The organism is Streptomyces sp. NPDC001027, from assembly GCF_040299045.1.
Lineage (GTDB): Bacteria > Actinomycetota > Actinomycetes > Streptomycetales > Streptomycetaceae > Streptomyces.
Genome location: NZ_JBEPBI010000032.1, coordinates 16613 through 34217 on the forward strand (window position 1 = coordinate 16613; position 17605 = coordinate 34217).

Below are 17605 nucleotides of genomic sequence, written 5' to 3' on the forward strand. Positions count from 1 at the left end.
GTCTCGTGACCTACCCCCTGCGTCTGAGCGGCCAGCGTGTCGTCCTCCGTGAGTTCACGCTGGACGACGTCGACGACGCACTGAAGATCATCGGTGATGACCGGGTCACGCGCTTCTTGTCCTTCGACAGCCGCAGCCGTGAGGAGGCTCAGGCCATGATCGAGGGCGCGGTGAAGCGCGCCCAGGAGTCGCCCCGGACGGAGTTCTACCTCGCGGTGGCCCGCCCCGACGACGACAACATGATCGGCTTCGCCCGCATCGCCTTCGCCGGCGTCAAGGCCGGGAAGCTGGGGTATGCAATCGCGGCGGATGAATGGAACCACGGGTACGCAACCGATGCCGCCCGGACGCTCACCGACTTCGCCTTCCGTGTTCTCCAACTCCACCGTGTCAGCGCCGCCATCGGCCCGGAGAACACTGCCTCGATCACGCTGGTGGAACGACTCGGCTTCACCAGGGAAGGAGTCCTCCGGGACCACGTCTTCACCAACGGTTCCTGGCGAGACAGCATCCTGTACTCCGTCCTCGAGCACGAGTGGCAGCCCCAGTAAGAGGCAGCAGGCTCCGCCACTCAGGGCCGGGTCCCTGAACCAGGCCGTTTGTCGGCGGCGGCTGAACTTTCGACCGACACCGAAACCTGGGACACGCAGCCAGCCGCGCCGGGTACGCCCCCGCGATTCATGGGGCAGCCACCGCCGTACCCCGCCGAGCCGTATCGACTCACGCGTGAATCCGACGACTACTCGCCGGTGGAGGTGGCAATCCGGCGGGGTCTGCAGCGTGGCGCATGACCGCCGACAAGTCGGGACAGCGAGCCTCGGTGCAAGCAGTTGCAGCAGCGTAGTAGAGAGAGGAACTCGTGTGCCGACGACCAACGAGATGCTGCACGATCGCTTCATCGATCTGGCCGGGCGCCCGGAGCAGGGCATGGTGGTTGACTTGGGCTGTGGTGCCGGCCCTGCCTTGGCTGCGTTCAGCAGACGCTTCCCTCAGGCGCACCTAACAGGCTTCGACCGCTCCGAACAGGCTCTGGAAACGGCCCGCGAGCGGTTGAAAAGCCACACAGGGGCCGTGGAGTTGGTCCCTGTAGATCTGTGCGAGAAGCTGCCCCTCCCGGACCGGAGCGCCGACTCGGTGGTCTCGTCCAACCTGCTCGAGTGCCTGCCCGACCCAGCACATCTCCTGAATGAGATCTGGCGGGTTCTGCGCCCCGGGGGCCGGGCGGTGCTTTCCCACTCGGACTTCGACGCGCTCGTCATCTCCGGTGCCCCTGTCGAGCTGGACCGCAGGGTCTGTCACGCTTTCGCAGACGATGCACCGCCGTGGATGGACAACTCGGACGGGAGGATCGGCCGCAAGCTCCCGGGATTGGTCCAGGCGTCCCCGCTTACCCGGATGCACGTTGAAACCCTAGTGACTTCCTCCACCGAGCTGGCGGGCCATGCAGCCCGACGCGTGGGCGACATCCGAGGGGCATTGCGGGCAGCGGCCCAGCGGGGGCTGGGTTGGGTGCAGGCCGATGAGGTTGAGGAGTGGTATGACGCGGTTCGGCATGCTGCGGATGCCGGGAGCTTCTTCTTCGCTGAGACGGCGGTGATTGTTGCAGCTCACCGGGCCTGATGGTCCCCGGCTCGTCGACGGTGCCCAGGAGGGTGGACGGCCGTCACCCACAACGAACAACGCCCAAGGTCGAGGAGCACTATGCTCCTGCCTCGGGCATGGCATGGTTCGAGGGGAGATCGATGGCAACGCATGAGGTACTGCGCGCCTTTCGGTTTGCCCTGGATCCCTCCGAGACCCAGGTGGTAGCCCTCGCCCGGTACGCGGGTGCGGCCAGATGGGCGTTCAATCATGCGCTGGCCATCAAACAAGCGGCCCATCAGCAGTGGCGTGCCGAGGTGGATGCCCTCGTGAAGTCCGGGATCGCCGAGCCGGAAGCCCGCAAGGCAGTCAAGATAGCGATTCCCTCGAAGCCGGCCATCCAGAAAGCGTGGGTCGCCGAGAGGGGCGACAGCCGGTGCGACGTGGACGGTTCGTGCCCGTGGTGGTGGGAGGTCAACAACTACTGCTTCCAGTCGGGCTTCATCGACGCGGATGCGTCTTGGCGAAACTGGCTCTCCTCTCTGCGCGGGAATCGGGATGGGCGCAGGGTGGGGTACCCCCGCTACAAGAAGAAGGGCCGCTCCCGTGACTCCTTCCGGCTGCACCATGACGTGAAACGCCCGTCGATCCGGCTGCTCGGGCACCGGAGGCTCAATCTCCCGAAGCTCGGTGAGGTGCGCCTCCACGGTTCCGGAAAGCGCCTGATGCGCCTCGCCGCTCGGGGGCAGGCCGTGATCCAGTCCGTGACGGTGTCGCGGGCTGGGAGCCGCTGGTACGCATCGGTTCTGTGCAAGGTTCAGCAGGAGCTCCCGCAGCGCCCCACCGCTCGGCAACGCGTCGGTGGACTTGTCGGTGTCGACCTCGGCTCTGCGTACCTCGCTGTCCTGTCCGATCGGCTGCACCGCGATAACCCCGACAGCGCCGTCGTGGAGCATCCACGGCGTCTGAAGCTGTCCATGGATCGCTTGGTGAAAGCTCAGCGTGCCCTGTCCCGGACCGTCAAGGGGTCGGCGCGGCGTGCGAAGGCGGCACGCAAGGTCGCCCGTATTCACCACCAGATCGCCGAGCGTCGCGCAACGGACGTTCACGCATTCACCAAATGCCTTACTTCCAATTTCTCCCACATTGCCGTCGAGGGCTTCAGTGTCGAGGGCATGATTGCCCGAGAGACGGCGTCTGGCCGCTCCCGCCGGGGTAGCAAGCTCAGTTCCTTGTTCAACCGGCATCTACTGGATGCCTCACTGGGGGAAGTGAAGCGTCAGCTTTCCTACAAGGCCCCGTGGTATGGAGCCACTCTCATCGTTCTCGCGCCAGGTGAACCGGTGAACCTGATCTGTTCGAGATGCGGAGCGCAAAACTCACGCGTCACGGTCTCGGATAGCAAATTCTCCTGCCGCGATTGCGGTCTACACATTGCTCGGCAGCAAAACGCGGCACGCAACATCATGCGTGCCGGCCGCCGGAGTCTCGGAAGCGTCACCTCGGGTAGCGGGGAGACCATAAATGCTCGTGGAGGTGCGGTAAGACCGCACACCCGTTCGGGTGTGGGGCGCGCAGCGTTGAAGCGAGAAGACACCAGGTCGCATCGCCCTGGTGCCATCCCGCGAGAGTGATCTTGCGGCGTCCCGCACAACTCCTGACAGAGGAGCGCGAGCCGATCCTGGCCTGGACCGGTGCCGGCTGCGGCGAGTGGGACGACCAATCCACTGGGTCCGCTTCTGGTGGATCCGAGCGACTCCAACGCGAGCCGCGGAGGCCCTAGACGTCGAGGATGAACCGGGCGGCGAGGCTGAGGCGAGCCAGCGTCTCGGGGCGGGCGAACGTCGCCTGGTCGAGCTGCTGCGCGTTGGACCGATGGGTGAAGTAGGCGTGGAGGGCTTGGCGGGGCCCACCGCTACGGTTCCTCGTGCCGCCGTGCCAGAGATGCCCGTTGAACATGACGAGGGAGCCAGCTGGCGCCAAGATGAGCTTCTCCGCCGGATGAGGTGCTGTCGGATCCGCCATCACGTCGGCTGGCGCGTGCCCCCAGAGATGGGATCCGGGCACGACGCGTGTCGCTCCATTGTCGTTCCTGAAGTCGTCCAGCAGCCATAGCGAGTTGAAGACCTGATAATCGCCCGGCTGTGGTGCACCGCCTCGCCAGTCAGCGTGCAAGGGTTGGTTTCCTTCGTGGGCCAGCGGCAGGCGGCTGCTCAGCGAAGACAGCTTGAACTCGCCCAGGACGTGGCGCACACCGGCGAGGAGCAGAGGGTGGGAAAAGCAGGTTTCGAATATCTGGCCTTTGTTGACCAGGTCCGAGACTCGCATTGTGCCTGGCTCCTTGTTGACTTCGGTGCCGGCTCTCTCTCCTTCCTCCACCAACAGTTCGGTCAGCCTGGCACGTAGCGCCTGTACCTGATGTGAGGGCAAGAATCTGGGGAGGATGACGAAGCCGTTCTCGTCGAGTTGGCGGACTGTCTCATGGTCGAGCAAGTCGCCGGTTACGCCGAGGTCGTCCATCGCTTGACTCATGTCCACTGCTGGGTTTCCTTCCCCTTCAGATCGGCGATACTCCTGCTTCACGTTCAGGTCGAAATGCGTGCGGCGTGCGCGAGTCCGACGTTCATCCTGACGGGATCTACACAGGCCCGGTATCACGCGAGTGATATCACCGATGTGATGTGCTATCCGGCCGGTTGAGCAGCACACTGGCTGGCCGTGCTCTCGTAGCGCGCTCATAGGTGAAGGCCCACTACCACTCGACCGGTTACACATCAACAGCGCCTCGTGATCCGTTCGCCTGAGCGGAGACGTTCCTCCTCGTAAGCTCGCACTTCAGAGCCATGATCACCGGTGGTGTACGCGGCAAGGCGCGCACACTCGCATCAGACGGGAGAATCGGGTCTTGCGACTCATCACGGCACCTATCGGCAGTGAGGTCCTAGCTCACAGCAATGGGCGTACGTTCGGCAACTCTCCTGCAGAGTTACACCAAGATCCGGGCTCTGCGGGCCGATTGGGCGGAACGAGATGAAGGCGCCCAAGAGCTGTGTCGTTGTCGGCGCTGGCCTGACCGGTGCAACAGCCGCGTCGGAGCTGGCCCGGCAGGGCTTCCAAGTTCGCGTCTATGAACAGGCCGACGTGGTCGGTGGGCATGTGCGGACCGAGTGGATCAGAGGAATACCGTACGAGCCGCACGGAGCGCACATTTTCCACACGCGTGACACCGCGGTATGGCAACTCGTGTGCAAATTCACCGACTTCGTTCCATACCAGCACCGCGTCACGATACGTGTGCGCTCCCACGAGTTGAGCTGGCCTCTCCAGAGGGGCGAACTGCCTCAACTCGAGGAGTGGCCAGAGGTGGAGCAGGAGCTGGCTTCGCTTCCACACAAGCCCGACTCGACCAACTTCGAGACCTATTGCCGGTCGCTCATGGGAGAGACGCTCTACAACCTATGCGTTCACAACTACACGCTGAAGCAGTGGGGGCGAGCCCCTGAGGAACTCTCGGCTTCCGTCGCAGCCAACCGAGTTGAACTCCGCGACGACGGATACCGAGGTCTGTTTCGGGACCCCCATCAAGGGTGGCCCGAGCGTGGCTACGCCGACCTGGTGGAAGCCCTCCTCGAACCCGCGGAGATCCATCTCGGACAGCCGATCACCTGCGCCGACCTGGTCGAGCTGACGCGGCCCGGTGAGCCTGTCGTGATTACCTCGGCGCTCGATGACTTCTTCAGCGGTGAATTGGGGCCATTGGAATGGCGGGGAGTCCGCCTTGAAAGCAAGTTCATTCCGGACGTCAGACTCGCCCAGTCGTCAATGGTGGTGAACGAACCCGACCTGGCCGTCCCATGGACCAGGACGATCGAGACCAAGTGGGCTCTGGAGAAGCTTCACGACGCCCCCGGGACTGTCGTCATGCGCGAGTACCCCGGCGCGTCGGCGAAGCACTACCCAGTTCCCGACAGCGCTGGGATCAATAGGGCACTTCAAGCCTCCTACGAGGCGAAACTCGCCGCCTACACGAGGAATCCGCTCATGGCTGCGGGGCGCCTCGCGACCTACAGCTACATCAACATGGACCAGGCCGTCCGACAGGGCCTTGACGCAGCACGTCACATCGTCGAAGCCCACTGATCCGAGAAGAAGGGGCCAGCATGACCGCAGAATTGCTGCACATCCCCAAACGTGGGACATCGGGTTCGTCCATCCCCATCGTGGTGCCGGTCGGGGCGGACCACGACCCCAGGCCGGCCATCGCCTCCAGCCTGCGCGCCGCGTCGGAGGCAAGCCCCTGCACCCAGACCATGCACATCCTGGTCTTCAACGGCACCCGCGAGCCTGCTGTGGACCCGGGTGTCCTGATCAAGGAACTGAGCGAGACCACCGCAGCGTTCGCTGTGGCCAGTATCGCTGAAGACGTCGGCTACATCCGTGCGGTCCAGGAGGGTCTTGGAATCGCCGCGCATCTGGGCACCCGGCAAGATCTGGTTGGGTTCCTCGACGCGGATGCGGTCCTGCACGGCACCGCTCACTGGGCCTTCTTGGAGCGCGCCCTCGCCACCGAGCCCACCCTCGACGCCATCAGCGGCATGGTCATCCACGATCAGTGCGAGATGTGGGAGACCCCAAGCTCTCAGAAGTTCATACGGGCCTTGGAGAGCACGCGAGGCGTGGTCAACAAGCCGTACATCCAAGGCGGGGCTGGCGGAAGCCTAGCTCGACGGCCGGCGTTCGAGCGCGCTGTCAGCACAGCCCTCGACCTCGGCACCCTCATCGGGCCAAGCCTGTCCGCGAGTGCTCTCGCCGCGGGCCGCACCATCCGCGCAACAAGCCACCTGCCCTGTGGTCACACTCCGCGCAGAACGTTGGAGGAGTGGCTGACCTCAGTCACCGCGTACGAGAAGTCGTGGCGGCGGCTTCTGGGGTTGTACGGAACCGATATCGAGCGGCCCTGGCGCGAGTTCCTGCACGACGCGGAAGAGGTGGTGAGCTCCGATCCCGGGCTCTCCCGCGACCTTGCCGACTGCCAGGTACTCCGGCAGCTAGTTGTCGACCGCGTCGAGCAGGAGCACCTCAGCTCCACCATCAAGGCTGAAGCCTCACTGGCCACGAGCATCTGACCGAAGGAGCTACGCAGTGATCCCGTTCCACTCCAACAGCAGGCAGCACGACGCCCTCTCGCAGGAACTGGGCAAGGCCCTGGGCTCCATCGATCTCAAGGACGACACCGCGTTCGCTCACACGATCGAGGAGTTCGAGGGTCGGCTAGCGGACTACTGCCAGGTCGACTCCGCTGTGGCTGTCGCATCGGGCACCGACGCGCTCATCATCGCCCTCCGGGCTTTGGACGCGCCGCCCGGCGCGGAGGTCATCACCTGTGACTTCGGCTTCTACGCCACCGCTGCGAGCATCATCATGGCGGGCTTCACACCGGTGTTCGTCGATGTGGCGCCCGACCGGATGGTCATGGACCTCGACGCGGTCCGCAACGCCATATCGCCGAAGACTGCGGCCATCGTGCCTGTCCACCTCTTCGGCGAAGCGATCGACATGTCGGTACTCCAGCAGATCGCGGAGCAGTACTCGATCACCATCGTCGAGGACGTTGCCCAAGCTCTCGGCGCCCGAAGCGCCGGCCAGCTCGTCGGATCGTTCGGCAGCGCCTCCGGCGTCAGCTTCAACTGGTCGAAGCACCTGTCCAGCTTCTCCAACGGAGGAGCTGTGCTCACCAATGACCAGGAGATCGCCGGTCGTCTGCGGTCCCTGCGTGGCCACGGCAATGCCGGGAGTTTCCGTCACACGCGTATGGGCCTCAACAGCAGGCTGAATCCCTTCGAAGCCGCGTTGCTCTCCGCGAAGCTTCCTCACCTCGACGCGTGGATCGCCCGGCGCCGAGAGATCGCAGCCCGCTACACAAGGAACTTCGCTTCGTCGCCGAACGTCGTCACACCCGCGGCCACCGAGGCCGAAGAGCACGTCTATCACAAGTACACGATCCGGGTCCCGGACCGCGATGGGCTGCGCAAGCACCTTGCTGACCACGGCGTCGGCACCCTGGTCTGCTACCCATGGCTGCTGCACGACCAGCCGGCATTCGAGGGGCAGGCTCTGCGGGCACACAGCTTCGACCGTGCCGCCGAGGTGGCGGCCGAGGTGATCTCGATACCGGTGTACCCGGAACTGACTGACGCCGAGGTCGACTTCATCAGCGCGACCATCGTCTCCTACGTGGAGTCGGCGGCCTGATGTCCAGTGTGACTGGAGTCACGGTGGGTGAGCGGATGGCGGATCGTGTGCTGCGCGGCCTATACCGACGATCAGGATCCTGGCTTCTCGATCAGCTCGGACTCGTCCCTGCCGCGGGGCACCAGGACCTAGCCGGTTACGGTCCAGTGAGCGCCGGGATGGCCTTCGCCGTGAGTCCTCAGTTCGAGCCCCCGGTCAGCGGCCAGTCCGTGGTGGTCGGCGGAGCCTGCCTCACCAACTGCGATGCACGGCTTGAGCGGCTGCGGGCAGAGTTTGTGGTCGACACTCTGCAGCCGTTGCTGCTGGCTGCATGGGCCGGCGTGCCCTGTGTGCTGTACCTGCCGGTCGGCGAAGAGGCCATCGTCAGCGATCCGTCAATCAGTCTGGATGCATGGCGACACTTCGGTCAGCGGCTCGAAGGCTTCGTCAACAGCATCGCCGCATCCATTCCGAACGGCCGTCCACCCATTCTCATCCGAACAGACATGGACACATCCTCGGCGGCACTGGACACTGCGGTGGAAGCCATCAGTGGCCTGGTCCGCCCGCAGGACCTGGACGACCTGTACACCATCCGGCCCTCGCGGTCCGGGCAGAAGCCGCCCGGCGCGGCCCGGCTGCGGCAGTACCAGCGCAGCATCGTGACGTACATTCCGTCCGTGGTGGCCGAACTGGTCGGCGGCCTCGATGTCCGGCACGTTGTGGTCGCGGAGAACCTCCATCAGGCCAAAGCCATCAGCGCAGCGCGGACGGCGTTGACAGCAACCGGCTCTCAAGACCGGGTCGACCACCTCGCTCATTTACCTTCGCCGTCGATTACCGGAACAGGCCGCATGGCTCGTTCGGAGGACCGCTCGACGCTGTTCTGCCTCGACGCCGCGGAAGTCCGGGCAGAGAAGCTCCTGCGCATGCCACCTGTAGTCCGCCAGTTCTGGGAGAACTCCTGGCCCCGCAGCCTCCGTCTGGCCCGTACCGCTGTGGACGGGGACCGCCTCAACGCTGTCTTTGATGAATGGCACCGACTCCTGGCCCAAGCCGCCGGCATGCCACCGGCACCGGGGGCCGTCATCTCACCCGACCACGCCACCTTCGAAGGAGCCACTCGATGAACAGCGATCGACCGATCGGCGTGATCGGCCTCGGCGAGATGGGCGGCACGATCGCCCAGCGCATCCTCTCCGTCGGCCACCCAGTGATCGGCCTCGATAAATCCCCCAGCGTCGAGGATCTCGATTCCGCGCACTTCGAGCGCGCCCAGCACCCCGCAGACGTCGCCGACCGCTGCGACGTCGTGCTCATCATCGTGCACACCGACGACCAGGTACGGGACGTGATCTTCGGGGAGCGAGGGCTCATCGAGGCCGCACGCCCGGGAACTGTTGTAGTGGTGCACTCAACAGTGGACCCAGCAACGTGCGCGGCCCTGTCGAATGACCTCGCTGACCGCGATATTGCGCTCATCGACGCGGGCATGAGCCGCGGGCGGGGCTCCATGCGTGACGGCGTCCTCACCTTGTTCGCCGGAGGTAACGCAAACACCATCGAGGAAGCACGATGGGCGCTCCACCTGTACAGCAACAACATCGTCCACGCAGGGCCGGTCGGTGCCGGCATGGTCCTCAAGCTCTGCAACAACCTGCTGCTTCACTCCAACCGTCTGGCGATGCTGGAGGTGGCCCACATTGCGGCGACCGCCGGCCTGCCCCGTGAAGCCCTGCTGGACGGCGTACGCTCCAGCACCGGCAGCAGCTGGGTGCTCGAGCACTGGGGCAAGAAGGACGACGACGCGCTGGGCGCCGGAATCGGCAGCCACCCCTTCGTGGACCGGACCACCCGCGAGATTGAGCTCGCGCTCAGGTACGCCAAGCGCCTCGGGCTCACGCTGCCCGCCACAACAGCCACAGGTAAGTACCTGTCGGACATCCTCACCGACGGGCTTCCCACGCATTTCAGCACAGACGCCTCCGGTGAGGGCAGAGCCACCGGCCTCGTCCGGCGAAACCGGATCATCGAAGAGTTCCGGGCCAACGGAGGCCGGCTGAGCGGCATCCGGGAGGCGTGGGAAATCCTCCTGCTCACGACCCTCGGCGCCCGCAGCGGGCAGCGCCGCACCACGCCCCTGGCCTACCAGCGTGAAGGCGATGACCTCTTCGTCTTCGCCTCGGATGGGGGAAGCGATAAGACCCCGGATTGGTATCACAACATCCGGGCCAACCCGAAGGTCACGGTAGAAATCGGCTCCCGAACATTCGAAGCAATATCGGCGGAACTGACGGGGCAAGAACGCGATCGGGTCTATGCACGCCAGGTGGCGCGCGATCCTGAATATGCGCGCTACGAAGCCAGCACCTCCCGCACGATACCCGTGGTGCGTTTGCAAGAAATATCCGGGTAACCCCGCCGCACCAGATCGGTCAAAGGAATTCGAACCTAAGGGAATGCCAGTGTTGTATGTCGACTTCGGCGTGGGGATGTCGTCAGGGTTGAACGGTGTGGGCTTCAGGGCCTGGGAGCTTGCCTCCGCCCTGGCGCACTATGAAGAGGTCCAGGTACTCACGCCTGACGTGCCGCACGCAGACATCTTGAAGACCTGGGCCGGGGTCCCCTGGCAGGTCAAGCATGAGGAGATCACCCCCGAGAAGGGTCGGGACATCTACCTCTATGGATTCGCGACCCCCGCAGACTCCATCAAGCGATTCAAGGCGGCAGGAGCGACCTGCATATTCGATGCGATCGTATGGCCGCTGGAGTACACGACATATCAGAGAGTACACAATTCAGAGAACCAATCGGCAGCATACCGTGAATTGCTGGACGAATATCTGACACGCCTGCGGTCGGCAGACGGCTACTTCGTGGCCAGCGAGGTGGAGAAGCAGGTGTTGACGGGGATGCTCACAACCTGCCGGTTCGACATCCTCTTGGAGCCGGCCCGCGACATGTCGCTCGACGATCTCCTGTGGCTGCTTCCGGTGGGCTTCAGCGATATCAACGAGCGGGCCATGTCCAAACCGTCGGTTGCGTCGGCTGCTCCAGGGCCCGACTTTGTGTGGAACGGGGGCCTGTGGAACCACTACTCCCCAGTGGCCGCAATAAGGGGGCTGAGTTCTCTCCTGGACGCAGGGCACGAGGCGTCCTTGTGGTTCCTCTACCCCCAGCGTGGCACCCCGACCGCAGCCTATCGAGCCGTCCAGGAGGCTGTGGCCGGGGATCCTCGGCTCAGTCGGCACGTTAGTTTCTGCCAGGGCGGCCTCTCCCTGGCGGACCGGATCGCGGTCATGGAGACAGCGCGGGCCGCGCTCTGCCTGTACGAGCCCCACGTGCTGTGGGACCTCTGCCCGCCCATGAGGCTCCGCGAGACCCTGCTCTACCGATTGCCTGTCGTAGCACCCCGCCGGGGTGCGTTGGGCGACATCGTCGCGGCGCAGGGATTCGGGGTAACGGCTGCTTCCTTGGCCTCAGACGATGTCGCAGCAGCAATGCTCACCTGCTTGCAGGACGAGCCTGCAGCGAAGATGCGCGGGGCCGCTGCGGCATTTGCAGAGGGCTTCCGCTACGAGGCCATGATGCCCGGGGTCGCCACCTGGCTGGACAGGCTGCGCGCTCGATGAAGCGCAGAGAGGTCGTGATCCTGGATCTGGACGGAACCCTGATCGATGAGCGAGGGACCGTCGACAGGGCGTTCCTGGCCGCGGGGCAGGTCGTCCACGAGCGCGTCGGCATCGACGCCGATCGGTTCGCCCGCACGGCCCGCGTGACTGCCCAGAGACTCTGGTGGAAGGCCACATGGATCGATCCGCTCAGCGATGCGTTCGGGATATCGGCATGGGACGGCCTATCGGAGGACTTCGAAAAGGCTGTCCCAGCCCTTGACCGGCTACGGGTGTGGCTGCCGGCGTTCCGACAGGCTTCCTGGAGGCTCGCGCTTGAGAAGATCGGGGCTACCGACCTTGGACTCGCTGAAACGATCAGCGCCAGCTACACCCAGCACCGCCACCAGGACGTCCGTCTGCTTCCCGGAGCCGCAGACCTGGTGGAGATGCTCGAACACGAGCAGCGGCGCCTTGTCGTGCTGACCAACGGGCCTGGGGACGGCCAGCGACGCAAGCTCGAATCATCGGGCCTGCTGGAGCACATGCGTGAACTTGTGATCTCTACCGAGGCGGGATTCGCAAAGCCAGATCCGCGAGCTGTCTCCCGCGCCGTCGACTGCGTGGGTGGCCGGCACGAAGAGGCAGTCATGATCGGTGACACCTACGACCGCGACGTCCTCGGGGCCCTGGCCTGCAAGGTGCCAGCCATCTGGATCACCGACCAGCCGCCTCCGGACAGGCTGGAGCATCCGTTGGTCACCCCCGTGGGTTCGACGGAAGCCGTGCTGCCCGCACTGCACGCTCTGGAGAGGTCACTCGGCTAGTCCTCGTCTCATTCAGTGGACGCTGCTGAGAGGCGAGCCCAACTCTGACCAGGAAGCCCATGATGACGCGCTGACGGCCAGGCGGGCCGCGCTACCCTATCCGGGTGCGATGGCTGGGTCCGCCTGCGGTTTCCCGGAGAGCACACCGCGCCAAAACCGCAGACCGAGTCCAGACAGACTCATCACTTTCCGCAACAAGGACTGGAACAGATGGCTGACGAGCAAGGGGCCACCGCCCGGGAGACCTACGACCCCCACGCCGGCATCGACAAGTGGCTTCAACTGTGGCGGGAAGAGCGACTCTTCGAGGCGGAGGAACTAACGCCTGCGAGCCCGAAGGATGACAAGCGCACGCTCGTCGTCAGCATGTTCCCCTACCCCTCGGGTGACCTCCACATGGGTCACGCCGAGGTGTACAGCATCAGCGACACAATGGCCCGTTTCGCGCGGATGCGCGGCCAGCAGGTCCTGAACCCCATTGCGTGGGACTCCTTCGGCTTGCCTGCCGAGAACGCGGCACGCAAGCGGAATCTCGACCCTCGTGACTGGACGTACGGGAACATCGACATCCAGGCGGAGTCGTTCGAACGCCTGGGCATCTCCTTCGACTGGCGCACCAGGTTCCACACCTCGGACCCGGAGTACTACCGCTGGAACCAGTGGTTGTTCCTGAAGCTGTTCGAGCGCGGTCTCGCCTACCGTAAGGAAGCCCCCGTCAACTGGTGTCCCACCGATGAGACGGTCCTGGCGAACGAGCAGGTCATCCAGGGCAAGTGCGAGCGGTGCGGCACCGACGTGGTCAAACGCAACCTGACCCAGTGGTTCTTCCGCACCACGGAATACGCGCAGCGGCTGCTGGACGACATGGACCAGCTGCAGGGCAAGTGGCCGGACGAGATCCTGAGCATGCAGCGGCACTGGATCGGCCGCTCAACCGGTGCTCACATCGACTTCCAGATCGAAGGCCGCGACGAGCCAGTCCGCGTCTTCAGTACCCGGCCCGACACTCTCTACGGGGCCACATTCTTCGTTGTGGCCGCAGACTCGGCACTCGCCGACGAACTCTGCGACACCGAGCACAGGGCGGAATTCGACAAGTACCGCGCTAGCCTGGCCTCCAAGGCGGAGATGGAGCGGCTGGCCATCGACCGCCCCATGACCGGCGTGTTCCTCGGCCGCCACGCGGTCAACCCGGTCAGCGGCGAGGCGCTCCCCGTCTACGTCTCCGACTATGTGCTGGCCGATTACGGCACCGGGGCCGTCATGGCAGTCCCAGCCCACGACCAGCGCGACCTGAACTTCGCACGCGCCTTCGACCTGCCTGTCCGTGCCGTCGTCGACACCGGCGAGCCGGACCCTGCTGATACCGGCATCGCGACCGCCGGCGACGGCGTGCTGATGAACTCCGGCCCTCTGAATGGGCTGCGCAAGGATGAGGCCATCGCCGCTGTCATTGCCGACCTGGAGCAGCGGGGCGTCGGTCAAGGAGCCGTCACCTACCGTCTGCGCGACTGGCTTCTGTCGCGCCAGCGGTACTGGGGGACCCCGATCCCGATCGTCTACTGCGACTCGTGCGGCGCGGTCCCTGTCCCAGAGGAACAGCTGCCGGTCAAGCTCCCCGAGAGCGGCTACACACTGCGCCCGGAGGGCGGCAAGTCTCCCCTGGAGACCGCCACCGAGTGGGTAGGGGTCGACTGCCCTTCGTGCGGTCGCCGGGCCCGTCGGGACACCGACACGATGGATACCTTCGTGGACTCCTCGTGGTACTTCTTGCGGTACCCCAACCCCCGCTACGAGGATGGACCGTTCGACCCAGCAGGCGTCGCGGCCTGGCTGCCCGTCGACGAGTACGTCGGCGGCAAGGAGCACGCGACCGGACACCTGATGTACGCCCGGTTCCTCACCAAGGTCCTCTACGACCTTGGGCTGGTCCCGTTCACTGAGCCGTTCACCCGCCTCACCAACCAGGGGCAGGTCATCATGAACGGCAAGGCCATGAGTAAGAGCCTTGGCAACCTGGTGAACCTGCAAGAGCAGATTGCCCAACACGGCCCGGACGCAGTGCGGGTCACGATGCTGTTCGCCAGCCCGCCCGAGGACGACATCGACTGGGCTGACGTGTCACCTGCTGGATCGGTGAAGTGGCTGGCCCGTGTGTGGCGTCTGGCTGGCGACGTCGGGAACGCGTCCCCGGCACCCGCCGCCGACGCAGGTGACCTTGAGCTCCGCAAGGCCGTCCACCGGCTCATCGACGACGCCACGCAGGCGATGGAGAGCAAGCGGTTCAATGTCGGTATCGCCTGTCTGATGAAGCTCACCAACACACTCCGACAAGCAGTCGACCGGCAGCCCGGCCCGGATGATGCCGCGGTCCAGGAAGGTACCGCTGCGCTGGTACGCATGCTTTCCTGTGTCGCTCCCTTCACAGCCGAGGAGGGCTGGGTTCGTCTGGGCCAGGAGCCCTCAGTGCTCAAGGCGGGCTGGCCGGAAGTGGATCCTGCGCTTCTCGTCGAGGAGCAGGTGACGTGCGTTGTCCAGGTGGCGGGCAAGTTCCGCGACCGAATCGAGGTTTCGCCCGATATCAGTGAAGAGGAGCTGCAGCAGCTCGCGCTACAGCTGGAGAAGGTCCAGGCCGCCCTCGGCGACGCGAGCGTCGCGAAAGTCATTGTGCGTGCTCCGAAGCTCGTGAACTTCGTGCCGGCCCGAGGCTAGGACTTGCAGTTGTCTGCCCGCATGGCGTCCGCGGCCGTGCGGGCAGACGCATTCCTCAGCCGATAACTGATGGCCGGGCTTCTGGAATCTCCCGCTGAATTCGACCCCTGCCCCGCCCGCCGGGTGCAAGAGAGAGGGACAGTTCGACATGGGATACACCCGAGGCCGCAGCATCACTCACTGCCCGTACTGTGGGGCTTCCTACGCGGACGCTGCCGAGTGGCCCAGGGACTGCCCATCATGCGACGAGACGAGTTGGGCGAATCCTCTTCCCGTTGCGGTCGCGATGCAGCCCGTCGTCACGAGGACCGGTAAGCGGGGGCTAGTGGTGGTGCGGCGGGACATCGAACCGTGTCGAGGCCAACTGGCGTTGCCTGGCGGGTATATAGAGGTGGGCGAGACTTGGCAGCAGGCCGCCGTCCGGGAACTGCTTGAAGAAACCGGACTCGATGCCGCTGCGGACAGAGCCCGGCTCTTCGACGCGCAGAGTGCCGTCAACACCCTTGACCTGTTTGCCCTGCTGCCTGAACGGGACGCAGAGACTCTCCCGGCACCGACCGCCACGGCCGAGGCGACGGAGTGGCTCGTGCTCGACGAGGCAGTGGAGCTTGCCTTCCCCGCGCATACTGCTGCGATGCGCGCGTACTTCTCCCGCGACCATGCCGTGCTCGTTTCATAGCACGGATTGGGGGCACGAAGATTGGTCAGTGTGCACAACAGTGTGGTTGCCGGTGGCGGGAACCTCCGGCAACCACATTTCATGACCAAGGATCAGGCTGCTGACGTGCTGGCCGGCGGTGGGCCTGGCCGCCAGTCGGCGGTCACGGAGGCGTGCCAGCCGAGGCGAGGAGAGTCGCCGTAGTCGTCAACAGCTGAGTGCCACACTGCACGGTTGTCCCAGATCGCAATGTCACCGGGTTGCCAACGGTACCGGACCACGAACCGGGGCTGGGTTGCGTGCTCGAGGAGCAGTCGCCTAATGGTGGACTGCTCCAGCTCGTTGAGGCCCGCAATGCGCACAGCTGACGTGCTGTAGTACAAGCCGCGTTCTCCGGTCTCGGGATGGTTTATGACCAGAGGATGCTCGACTTCGAGACGCTCACCCGCGTTGGCGCGGGTTGTCGGGGAGTACTGTGCCGGGTCGGCCAGGTAGGCCGCTGTGAGTTCGTCGAAGAGGCGCCGCATTGGCGTGGACAGACCCCGGTAGGCAGCTTGCAGGTCAGCCCACATCGTGTCGCCTCCTGCCGGCGGGGTGATCTTGAGTTGCAGGAGTTCGGCGATGAATGGGCTCGTGCGCCATGGGCCGCCGATGTGCCAGTCCTTGGCGGGACCGTGTTCTGTAGCCACGGGGTTGATGTAGGGACTCTCGGGCAGTTGCGGCATCGTCGGGTGAATGAATAGTTCCCCGAAGGTCCGGCCGAACCGTTCGAACTCTTCGACGCTGAGATCCTGTTCCTTGAAAAACAGGACTTTGCGGTCCAGCAGGGCGGACCGCAGGGCGGCGCTCGTCGCGTCGTTCAAGGGCTTTCTGAGATCCAGCCCTGTGACCTCTCCACCGATGGTGGGGTTAAGCGGAGAGACGTTAAGGCAATCCTGTGCAGTTGATGCCATTGCAGCTGTTCTCCAAGTTGTTGGCGCTCGGGTACAGGGGTTAGACAGCGGGTGGCGTGAACGAATCGACGGGAACGACGCCGCAGGCGAGGTCGTGGGTCTGGAATCCAACCGACTCGAATAGGCGGCGAGCGTGATAGTCGGGGTCCACAACGGACACAAGGTGATTCGTGCCATCGCGTTGCAGCGCCCACTCGGAGGCCACCTTGACGAGGGAAATCCCAATTCCGCCCCGGCGATGACTGGTTGAGGTCTCAAGTCCTTGGAGCCTGGCGAGTCCGTCGCCCAGGGCGATCCCACAGCAGCCGACTACGCGGCCGTCGACGTGGGCGGTGAACCAGGCCCCGTTGCCTGCTTCCGATTCTGTGCGGTACAGGTCCAGGCGGGCCGCGAGGAACTCATGGTCGCTAGGGGTAGCGACTTGGTTCGCTTCGACGTGAAAGTCAAGGAGGTCCCGCCACTCCGCGTCAGCCCGAACTGCTTTCGTGGAGACGGTGGTCGGACTTGGCCGCGCCTGCACGACAGCGGTCTGCATGCTCAGGCTGTCGTAGGGTTCGAAGCCGGCGCTCTTGAAGGCCCGGTATACGTCTTCCCTGGGCTGACCCCCTTCCCACGCGATACGCCCATATCTCGCAGCAGACTCTCCCACTTTCAGTTCCAAGTGCCTGATCCATGTGGCCACGTCTTCACGGCTTGGTGGTTTGGGGAAGAGGATCGCGTTTCCGATGCGAAGTTGCGGCAGTGATGGAGTGCGTATGGTGATGCATGCATCCGTCACATCCACCTCCGCAGCACTTCCCACGATCAGGAGATCGCTATACAGGGCCAGCGACTTGAGCCATCCAAGTCTGCAGTGAGTCTGGGCTCCTCCGGATCCGGGTCGGTCAGTGATGCCGCTCTGGTTCGGCATGGATACCTCCATATCGATTCCGTACCGTGGAAGAAGCTCGGGGATGGCTGCCAACGTGCTACAGGTTGCAGCTATTCATCCCGATGTCCCCACTCATGCTCAGGATTACCTTCCAGGCTTGC

Annotated in this window: 15 protein-coding genes; 12 read left to right on the top strand and 3 right to left on the bottom strand. The window is 64.7% G+C overall.

Annotated features, from left to right (window positions below; translation table 11 throughout):
* Nucleotides 1-5: 5 nt before the first annotated feature.
* From ABT300_RS12365 to ABT300_RS12380, 3 genes are all read left to right on the top strand, one after another.
* On the top strand, nucleotides 6-551 hold the full coding sequence (locus ABT300_RS12365; protein WP_351674344.1) for a GNAT family N-acetyltransferase: 546 nt from the start codon (nucleotides 6-8) through the stop codon (nucleotides 549-551).
* Between the two features lie 310 nt (nucleotides 552-861).
* Nucleotides 862-1620 carry a methyltransferase domain-containing protein gene (locus ABT300_RS12375; RefSeq protein ID WP_351674346.1) on the top strand — a complete coding sequence of 253 codons (759 nt, stop codon included), beginning with the start codon at nucleotides 862-864 and terminating at the stop codon, nucleotides 1618-1620.
* Nucleotides 1621-1742: 122 nt separating this feature from the next.
* Nucleotides 1743-3215, top strand: a complete 1473-nt coding sequence (locus ABT300_RS12380) for an RNA-guided endonuclease InsQ/TnpB family protein (RefSeq protein WP_351674349.1) — start codon at nucleotides 1743-1745, stop codon at nucleotides 3213-3215.
* Nucleotides 3216-3360: 145 nt separating this feature from the next.
* On the opposite strand, the gene ABT300_RS12385 is transcribed toward ABT300_RS12380, so the two are convergent.
* Nucleotides 3361-4101, bottom strand: coding sequence for a phytanoyl-CoA dioxygenase family protein (locus ABT300_RS12385; RefSeq protein ID WP_351674351.1), 741 nt, complete (start codon nucleotides 4099-4101; stop codon nucleotides 3361-3363).
* A 510-nt stretch (nucleotides 4102-4611) separates the two neighbouring features.
* Here ABT300_RS12385 and ABT300_RS12390 point away from each other — a divergent pair.
* From ABT300_RS12390 to ABT300_RS12430, 9 genes are all read left to right on the top strand, one after another.
* A complete protein-coding gene (locus ABT300_RS12390) occupies nucleotides 4612-5721 on the top strand; it encodes an FAD-dependent oxidoreductase (RefSeq protein ID WP_351674353.1) in 1110 nt (369 codons plus the stop codon).
* A gap of 20 nt (nucleotides 5722-5741) precedes the next feature.
* The gene (locus ABT300_RS12395) at nucleotides 5742-6707 is read left to right on the top strand and encodes a hypothetical protein (RefSeq protein WP_351674354.1); all 966 of its coding nucleotides are present in this window, start codon (nucleotides 5742-5744) and stop codon (nucleotides 6705-6707) included.
* A gap of 16 nt (nucleotides 6708-6723) precedes the next feature.
* On the top strand, nucleotides 6724-7833 hold the full coding sequence (locus ABT300_RS12400; protein WP_351674356.1) for a DegT/DnrJ/EryC1/StrS family aminotransferase: 1110 nt from the start codon (nucleotides 6724-6726) through the stop codon (nucleotides 7831-7833).
* A 158-nt stretch (nucleotides 7834-7991) separates the two neighbouring features.
* Nucleotides 7992-8942: a hypothetical protein gene (locus tag ABT300_RS12405; RefSeq protein WP_351674359.1), complete on the top strand. Its 951-nt coding sequence runs from the start codon at nucleotides 7992-7994 to the stop codon at nucleotides 8940-8942.
* Entirely contained in the window at nucleotides 8939-10228 is a 1290-nt protein-coding gene (locus tag ABT300_RS12410; protein WP_351674361.1) for a nitroreductase/quinone reductase family protein, read from the top strand. The genes ABT300_RS12405 and ABT300_RS12410 overlap by 4 nt, the downstream gene beginning before the upstream one ends.
* A 49-nt stretch (nucleotides 10229-10277) precedes the next feature.
* On the top strand, nucleotides 10278-11444 hold the full coding sequence (locus ABT300_RS12415) for a glycosyltransferase family protein (RefSeq protein ID WP_351674363.1): 1167 nt from the start codon (nucleotides 10278-10280) through the stop codon (nucleotides 11442-11444).
* Nucleotides 11441-12250 (top strand): HAD family hydrolase, encoded by an 810-nt coding sequence (locus tag ABT300_RS12420; protein WP_351674365.1) that lies wholly within the window; start codon nucleotides 11441-11443, stop codon nucleotides 12248-12250. Before ABT300_RS12415 ends, ABT300_RS12420 begins: the two co-directional genes overlap by 4 nt.
* Before the next feature lie 210 nt (nucleotides 12251-12460).
* Nucleotides 12461-14962 (top strand): leucine--tRNA ligase, encoded by a 2502-nt coding sequence (gene leuS, locus ABT300_RS12425; protein ID WP_351674367.1) that lies wholly within the window; start codon nucleotides 12461-12463, stop codon nucleotides 14960-14962.
* Between the two features lie 286 nt (nucleotides 14963-15248).
* The gene (locus tag ABT300_RS12430; protein ID WP_351674368.1) at nucleotides 15249-15641 is read left to right on the top strand and encodes an NUDIX domain-containing protein; all 393 of its coding nucleotides are present in this window, start codon (nucleotides 15249-15251) and stop codon (nucleotides 15639-15641) included.
* Nucleotides 15642-15733: 92 nt separating this feature from the next.
* Here ABT300_RS12430 and ABT300_RS12435 read toward each other — a convergent pair whose 3' ends face one another.
* Together ABT300_RS12435 and ABT300_RS12440 are read right to left on the bottom strand one after the other, a co-directional pair.
* On the bottom strand, nucleotides 15734-16573 hold the full coding sequence (locus ABT300_RS12435; RefSeq protein WP_351674369.1) for a TauD/TfdA dioxygenase family protein: 840 nt from the start codon (nucleotides 16571-16573) through the stop codon (nucleotides 15734-15736).
* Nucleotides 16574-16613: 40 nt separating this feature from the next.
* Entirely contained in the window at nucleotides 16614-17483 is an 870-nt protein-coding gene (locus ABT300_RS12440) for a GNAT family N-acetyltransferase (protein ID WP_351674370.1), read from the bottom strand.
* Between the last annotated feature and the right edge of the window lie 122 nt (nucleotides 17484-17605).